The sequence below is a fragment of the Coleofasciculus sp. E1-EBD-02 genome (assembly GCF_040218245.1).
GTDB lineage: Bacteria > Cyanobacteriota > Cyanobacteriia > Cyanobacteriales > Coleofasciculaceae > Coleofasciculus.
Genome location: NZ_JAVJQN010000088.1, coordinates 1 through 8,195, shown reverse-complemented (window position 1 = coordinate 8,195; position 8,195 = coordinate 1). Strand labels below are relative to the sequence as shown.

The following is an 8,195-nucleotide window of genomic DNA, read 5'->3' as shown; positions in this document are numbered from 1 at the left end:
ATCATGGTATGATTGTGTGGAGTTTTGTGCGCGATTGTCGCAGTACACAGGTTGGAACTACCGACTTCCTAGTGAGGCGGAATGGGAATATGCCTGTCGTGCTGGAACAACAACACCGTTTCATTTTGGCGAGACGATTACCACCGATTTAGCCAACTATGACGGTAAATATATTTATGGTGCAGGTGCGAAGGGCAAGTATCGTGAGGAAACCACTCCCGTGGGCAGTTTTCAAGTCGCGAATGCCTTTGGCTTGTACGATATGCATGGAAATGTGTGGGAATGGTGTCTTGACCAATGGCATGATAGCTATGAAGGTGCGCCGTCAGATGGTCAAGCTTGGATAATTAATGATAATGATAATCATTATCGGCTGTTGCGTGGTGGTTCGTGGTACACCTATCCCAGGTACTGTCGTTGTGCCTATCGCAGCGGGAATACCCCAGCCTTCAGGTACTACGACAACGGGTTTCGGGTTGTCTGTGGTGCGGCGTGGACTCTTTAGCACTTGACACTTTTGCCCTTTTACCCTTTACCCTGTTTTCTTTTCCCTCTTCCCGCCGCAGGCGGGTCGATTTTTTTTCAACAGCTAAGTTCGTAGTTGCGCTTTAGCGCCATCAACGCTTGTATCGCTTACTACTAGCATTGTACAGATAAAATCGTGATATAGATATTACCATAAAATCGGGCGCACGTCAGATGTAGGTTGGGTAGAGCGTAAGCGTTACCCAACAGGTTCTATGGAGAGTTGAAGAATGACACCCATGAAGGTAAACAAGCATTTTTTACCAATAAAATGATGCAAGATGCCGTGATTCGTAATTTAGAAATCATTTTTGATAGTTTAGCGGTTGTCGGGGTTGTCGGGGCTGTAGGGGCGAGTCGCTGCATCAATGTTCGGTGCGAGAATTAACCTATATCGACTCGCCCCTGTCTCAATGCGGTGTTGGATGATTACTAATACCGGGTGGAGGCTACCCGAGCAAATTAAGGGTTAGGTTGTGTTAATTGGATGGGGCGGGTTGCACCATTTTTACCTTTAATTGACGATACCTTATACAGGGCGACCCGATCAAATTAAGGGTTAGGTTGTGTTAATTGGATGGGGCGGGTTGCACCATTTTTACCTTTAATTGACGATACCTTATACAGGGCGACCCGATCAAATTAAGGGTTAGGTTGTGTTAATTAGGTACGGCGGGTCGCCCCTACAATTGTTTTTATAACCCACGCTATATTTTTGGGAAAATTATACTATCAAGTTTAGAGGTGTTAAATCGGGCGCACGTCGGTGCGCCCCTACTGTTCTGAATCCGGGTCAATACCCATCGCTCTTAATCGTTCTGCCAATCTTGCCGCTAATTTGCTAATGCACCATTTTAGCTGGGTCACGCCAGTAGGGTGCGTTAGCGAAGCGTAACGCACCATTTCAAAAGATAGTAGTAAATAAAACCCGCCCCTACATAAAGACGCGCCATGACACGTCTCTACATGATTCTATCTCCCTACCTGGATATCAACCTGTCACCACAAAATTAACCAGCTTTCCAGGTACAACAATTACCTTTTTCACCGTCTTACCCGTGATATAACGCTGGGCAACCTCTGACTCCCTGGCGTACTGTTCCAAGGCTGATTTATCGGAATCAGCAGGAACCTGAATTGTGCCACGGGTTTTGCCCATGATTTGAATGACCAACGTAATCTCATCAGCGACTAATGCTTCTGGTTCAAAGGTAGACCAAGGTTGTCGGTGAACCGAATCCGTATGACCAATTCCATGCCATAACTCTTCGGCGATATGGGGGGCAAAAGGGGCTAATAATAGAATCAGAGTCTCGATTCCTTCAGCATAAACGGGTGAATCTTTGCACTTGGCATCACCGAGGGCGTTGCTGAGTTTCATTAACTCGGACACCGCCGTATTAAATTGATACTCCCCATCTAAATCATCGGTGACTTCTTTAATCGCCGTGTGAACTGCCCGCCGTAGGTCTTTTTCCGGTTTACTTAACTCAGGAGGAGTGGTGGTGGAACGGTTAGTTCCTTTCGCCGCAAACTCCTCCACCAACCGCCAAACCCGATTCAGGAAACGGAATTGTCCTTCCACATCCGCATCATCCCATTCCAAGTCTTTTTCTGGAGGGGCTTTAAATAGGATAAACATGCGGGCAGTATCCGCACCATATTTGTTAATTACCTCTTCGGGTGCGACACCGTTATATTTAGATTTGGACATGGTTTTGTAGGACACCTCCAACATTTCCCCCGTTTCTGGGTCTTTGGGGTCATTGGGGTTGACTTCTACCGAGGGAACCCATTTCCCGGTTCTGGGGTTCATGTAGGTTAACCCCTGCACCATCCCCTGAGTCAACAGACGCTGGAACGGTTCATCAAAATTGAGTAAACCGCGATCGCGCAGGAATTTGGTGAAGAAGCGGGAGTACAATAGGTGCAAAATCGCATGTTCGATGCCACCCACATACTGGTCTACGGGCATCCAGTCATTGGTTTTACTGGAGTCAAACACCTGCTGGTGATTATTCGCATCCGGATAACGCAGGAAATACCACGACGAATCAATAAACGTATCCATCGTATCCGTTTCCCGTTTCGCCGCTGTCCCACAGGTGGGACAAGGCACATCCGCCCATCCCTCTACCTGGGATAACGAGGCGACTCGCCCGCCACTCATGGCTACATTCTCCGGTAATTCTACAGGCAACTCTTGCTCCGGAACCGGGACAATGCCACAATCAGGACAATAAATCACCGGAATCGGTGCGCCCCAGTAGCGCTGGCGCGAAATTAACCAATCCCGTAGGCGATACTGTATCCGGGCTTTCCCCCATCCTTTCCGTTCGGCGTAGTTGACAATCTCTGCTTTGGCGGAAATAGATTCCATCCCATTAAACAGGTCAGAATTCACCACCACACCGGGTTCAGTATACGCCTGTTTCGGTTCAGCTTTCGGGTCAGCCGCATCTGCTGGAACAATCACCACCTTGATGGGTAAATTCTGTTCCGTAGCAAATTGGAAATCTCGCGCATCATGGGCGGGAACCCCCATCACCGCCCCTGTGCCATATTCATAGAGGACGTAATCGGCAATCCAAATCGGGATTTCTTCCCCCGTAAACGGATTAATCGCCTTACCCCCAGTAGGAATCCCCCGTTTCGGCTTATCCTCAGCCGTGCGTTCCAGTTCGCTTTCCTGAGTTACCTCTTGAATAAAGGCGTCAACCGCAGCTTTGCGGTCAGGAGTCGTCACTTTTGGGGTTAAGGGATGTTCCGGGGCTAACACCACATAGGTGACACCATAAACCGTATCGGGGCGAGTGGTAAACACACCGATTTTTTCATCCAAGTTGATAATCGGAAACTCTAAATAAGCGCCGATGGACTTGCCAATCCAGTTGGCTTGCATCAACTTCACCCGTTCGGGCCATCCCTCCAGCTTATCTAAGTCGTTGAGTAATTGTTCGGCATAATCAGTAATTTTCAGGAACCACTGGCGCAAGAGTTTCCGTTCCACTTTCGCACCAGAACGCCAGGAACGCCCCTCACTATCCACCTGTTCATTTGCCAGTACGGTTTGGTCAATCGGGTCCCAGTTGACGGCGGCTTCTTTCTGATAAGCTAAACCAGCGTGAAGAAACTGCAAGAAAATCCACTGCGTCCACTTGTAATAATCTGGCGCACAGGTTGCCAATTCCCGGTTCCAGTCGTAGGACAATCCCAGACGCTTTAACTCAGACTGCATCTGAGTAATATTTTGATACGTCCACTTGGCGGGATGGACACCCCGTTGAATCGCGGCATTTTCCGCAGGTAACCCAAACGCATCCCACCCCATCGGATGAAGGACGCGATAGCCCTGCATCCGGCTTTTGCGGGCAATGACATCAGTAATCGTATAGTTACGGACGTGACCCATGTGCAGGTTGCCCGATGGATAGGGAAACATCGACAGGGCATAGAATTTGGGCTTATCTGCCTTGTCCTGGGTTTGGTCTAAGTTGTGGTGTGACCAATGGGTTTGCCACTTTTCCTCTATCTCGACGGGGTTATAACGCGACTCCACAAAAGAATCTCCTACAGGGTTGAACTCTATCCGTTTTAACAATTTTGGCACATCATCAGGGGAGATGAGGAGTTTGTATGTAGTAAGGGCTTTAGCCCCTTACAATCTTGGGTTGACTACTGGCGTGACAGCGATAGTTCAGAAATCGACCAAAAGCGACGTGAAACTCCATCATTTCCGATTCTTGTTTGGGCATTAGATGCACAAAAGGGTTTTTTTGTCAAATCTGCCCCTGATGAGTTGATGAAAATTGGGTGTTGAAATATGTTTGTATTTTCTCAACTTTTCCCAAGTTAGGAAAAAAATTGACGTTATTTTAGGGCTTTGATGCGTTTTGCCCTTAAAAATGACCAAAATAAGACAAAATTACAGGATTCAATTTCCTCATACTACAACCAAAACCAACGGTAAGTCAAGCTTTGCCAGGAATTTCTGACTTAAGCCCTCAGTCCGATTATCTTGATCAATTTAAAACTCAACGGATAAATCGAAAAGTTATAGTTATAGGATAGGTTCACGGGTGAGGATGCAACCGGACATGATACTATCCGAGTTGTATCGCCGGGATGATTTCTTTGAGTTAGGGTGAAACTTACCAGGATGTTCGCGATCGCACCACCAGCAAACAAAGAGCGATCGCCAATCACCTGCAGCCTTGGAGTCTTAAGAGAATAGTGACATGATTAATCAGCGTATTTTGGGCATTGACCATCCCCCCTTGCCCCTTGACTTTGCTGGCGAATGTTACAAAAGAGCGTCAAATCCAATAAAATCGTTAGCTACTCTAACGTATTTCGGTCATTCTAGGGCAGAATGTTAAATTCGCCAGCAGTATCCCCAGGATCGATTGTCATAATAATCAGCTAATTTGCAGCACGATTCGACCATTTACTTGACCGTTTCTGAGACGATCAAAAATCTGATTAATCTCCTCTAACGGTTGCTTCTCCAAGGTTGGTTTCACCTTACCTTCTGCCGCAAATTGTAAGCATTCTTGCATATCTTTGCGCGTCCCAACAATCGAACCGCGAATCGTAATCCGTTTTAATACCACCTCAAAGATAGGTGTGGGAAACTCTCCTGGGGGTAGCCCAACTAAAGCACAAGTACCACCTCGTCGCAGCGTCCCCAAAGCTTGACGAAAAGCTGCGGTAGAAACAGCCGTAACTAAAGCACCGTGCGCCCCACCAATTTTTTCGTGTACCACCGTAGCGGGGTCTTCTTTAGTCACATTCACCGTCAATTCTGCCCCCAATTGCTTGGCTAATTCCAGCTTCTCATCCCTGGTATCTAAGGCGACAACATGAAGTGCTAAAGCTTTGGCATACTGGACAGCAATGTGACCTAAACCACCAATACCAGAAATCACCACCCATTCTCCGGGTTTCGTATTAGTTTCTTTTAACCCCTTGTACGTGGTTACCCCAGCGCAGAGAATCGGACTCGCATCAGCAAAATCAACACCATCGGGAATCGGACTTACATAGTCAGCCGGTGCCACCATATACTCGGCATAACCCCCGTTGACGGAGTACCCCGTGTTTTCTTGATCAGGACACAGGGTTTCCCAACCCGTCCAGCAATATTCGCAATGACCACAGGCACTATGCAACCAAGGAACACCGACGCGATCGCCTTCTTTATATAACGTTACGCCATCACCCACAGCGGCGACATAACCCGCGCCCTCATGTCCAGGAATAAAAGGTAAGGTAGGCTTTATGGGCCAATCCCCATCCGCTGCATGTAAGTCAGTATGGCAGACACCACAGGTAGCAGTACGGATGAGAACTTGTCCGGCTTGGGGTTCTGGAATAGGAACCTCTTCAATCGATAGGGGTTCGCCAAATTTATGCACCACGGCAGCTTTCATCGTCTTTGCCATAACCTTTATCCTTTCTGAATTGTCGGATTTGCTTGGCTTGATTTTAGGTTCACCTCCCCTGGGATTTCACCCTCGCAGGGAGGATATATAGCGCTACGCGCTGGGCTTTCTTGCAATGGGCAACACCTCGGCTTACCTCGACTTACTTCGGCTTCGCTCAGTAACACGCTCAGTAACACGCTCGGTAACACGCTCGGTGTGTCTTATGCAATAGTGAAGAAAAACGCTTACCTTTGTTGCATGGGAGAAGGGGAACCGGATTTTCTTGCTCCCCTCTTGCTCCCCTCTCCCAAGCTTGATACTGCTGGCGAATCAGGGGTCAGACCCCTCACTCCGCTGCTCTATTCCTTCACGTCCATTCATGGTTCACGCTTAGAGTAACCCGTCAGCTTGCGCCCTGGAATGAGTCATTAATTGAGGTAAGGTGTCAAGCATTTAAACTGAAGTTCCCCTTTGCCAAATCGCTACACTGTATGTATATCCAGGCTTAGAGCGATTTATCTTTCGGCGTTACTGGGTACAAATGAGGCTTAAGCCCAACGTAGGGGTTCAGCCTCCAGTAGTGCATCTGGACGGGGGGAACTTCAGTTTAAATTGGGAATGGGTAGCGAACAATATGGGGAGCATTACAACGATTTTGCCGTAGAAAGCTTAATGTAGTGTTAATTTAACTCGCTAAGAATGCCTGTTACCTTTAATTGCGCGATCGCGAATACCAAGCTGTAGGCTACTTCTTTCTGTTTAGGGATGAGCGCTGAAACTATTACGGCATAAAGCTTAACGCTAGTTTTAGTATATTTGTACTGAAATAGTTCCGTTTAGGACGCATCTAAACAACCCTCAAATTGAGGCGTATAAATTGTGTTCCCCTCTCTGCAATAATTTATATTTATTTATTCAAAATAGCCAAGATTGATTAAGCGTACTCCCTGCGTAGACGGGCAAATGAACTTGTACGAGTAGCCGCTTTTAACAACCCATTTGACTGGGCAAAAAAACGAGATAAATTCATAGCGCAAGCTATAGCAATATGCTGTAAATGAGTTTTAGCCAGCCCGGAATATCGAGTTCGTCGTAAATCCAATTTACGCACGCCTTGAGAAATTGTCCCTTCAATTCCGGCACGACAGGAGTACTTTTTCTTGAATTCTTTAGTTTTTTGCTCTTGGCGACGCAGGTTAAGGGACTCATACTCGTCACGAGGTCGCAATTTCAGTTTTCTGGGCGCTTTTAAGCGGAGTTGTACAACGGCTTCTTTCTGGACAAGTTGTACAATGTTGACGGTCAAATTCCACTTGAATGACGGGATGCTTACTTTTATCATATTCAATACGCCATAAGCGACTCAGATTTCCTTGGGGACATTGAGCAATCTTTTTATCCCAATCAATTAAAAACGCCGACACATCAAATCCTGTATTTAACTTAGACTGCCAGCTTACATCCACCGCCGCCGGACCAACCAACTCAACTTGATGAGCTTGATGACTTTCAACTAATTGATAGGCATCAACGTAAGCAGCATCCACATAGTGTTCCTTAGGTAGCCCGTCTTTTTCGGCTAATTTATGATGAATCAATGATGTCATCAACCCGTCGGGAGTTGTTGCCACCGTTGTCTCTACATTGGTAATTATATTTGGCGTGTCTGGGTCACAAGTTTCTGTCAAGTGAACTTTATATCCTGTCCAAGTTTTCTCTCTTTTTTTTCCATTTCTTGCCTCCGTGTCATAGGGCGATTCAATCGAGATTGAGTTGGGAGGTAATCCCGTTTTTTCTTTTTTCCTCCATAACAATCTTCCCTCGATAAATACATACTGTTGAATCCACACACGTCTCAATGTGTCTACGCTCTCGATTTGACGCAACTTTTCGGCTTGTGTGTCATCTTCACGCCATAACTTTTCCAGGAGATGGTGTCCATCCCTGCCAATTAACAATGCCATTTCTTCCCGTTTGGTTTTCTCTTTGGGTAACCGATAATTCTCAAATCGTTCACTGTATCGGTCAAACCAGTCTTCTGATATAATTTCTTGTAGCCATTCCGGGGCAAGGGTCGCTATTTCGTTAAGTGTTGCTCTTATTGTTTCGCCAACTAATTCTAAACGATTGACTTGACGTATAGCCGCCACCACCTGGGTTGAGTCTGTACGCTGTTTTCCTCTCGACTTGATTAATTTATGTTCCTTAAAGTGAGACACCATCACATCCAGCAACTTATTTGAT

Annotated in this window: 6 protein-coding genes; 2 read left to right on the top strand and 4 right to left on the bottom strand. The window is 46.6% G+C overall.

All coding sequences use genetic code 11. The annotated features are described in order from the left end of the window. Both RIC07_RS14560 and RIC07_RS14555 read left to right on the top strand, forming a co-directional pair. A partial coding sequence (locus RIC07_RS14560; protein ID WP_446395155.1) for a formylglycine-generating enzyme family protein occupies nucleotides 1-505 on the top strand: 505 nt, incomplete at its 5' end. 243 nt (nucleotides 506-748) lie between these two features. Beyond that, nucleotides 749-913 (top strand): hypothetical protein, encoded by a 165-nt coding sequence (locus RIC07_RS14555; RefSeq protein WP_446395154.1) that lies wholly within the window; start codon nucleotides 749-751, stop codon nucleotides 911-913. Between the two features lie 603 nt (nucleotides 914-1,516). Here RIC07_RS14555 and leuS read toward each other — a convergent pair. From leuS to RIC07_RS14535, 4 genes are all read right to left on the bottom strand, one after another. Then, nucleotides 1,517-4,084, bottom strand: a complete 2,568-nt coding sequence (gene leuS / locus RIC07_RS14550; RefSeq protein ID WP_446395153.1) for a leucine--tRNA ligase — start codon at nucleotides 4,082-4,084, stop codon at nucleotides 1,517-1,519. 859 nt (nucleotides 4,085-4,943) lie between these two features. After that, on the bottom strand, nucleotides 4,944-5,969 hold the full coding sequence (gene adhP, locus RIC07_RS14545; RefSeq protein ID WP_446395152.1) for an alcohol dehydrogenase AdhP: 1,026 nt from the start codon (nucleotides 5,967-5,969) through the stop codon (nucleotides 4,944-4,946). A gap of 916 nt (nucleotides 5,970-6,885) precedes the next feature. Next, a complete protein-coding gene (locus tag RIC07_RS14540; protein WP_446395151.1) occupies nucleotides 6,886-7,179 on the bottom strand; it encodes a transposase in 294 nt (97 codons plus the stop codon). Next, nucleotides 7,166-8,195, bottom strand: a 1,030-nt coding sequence (locus RIC07_RS14535; RefSeq protein WP_446395150.1) for a transposase, incomplete at its 5' end; no start/stop codon positions are given. The genes RIC07_RS14540 and RIC07_RS14535, both read right to left, overlap by 14 nt.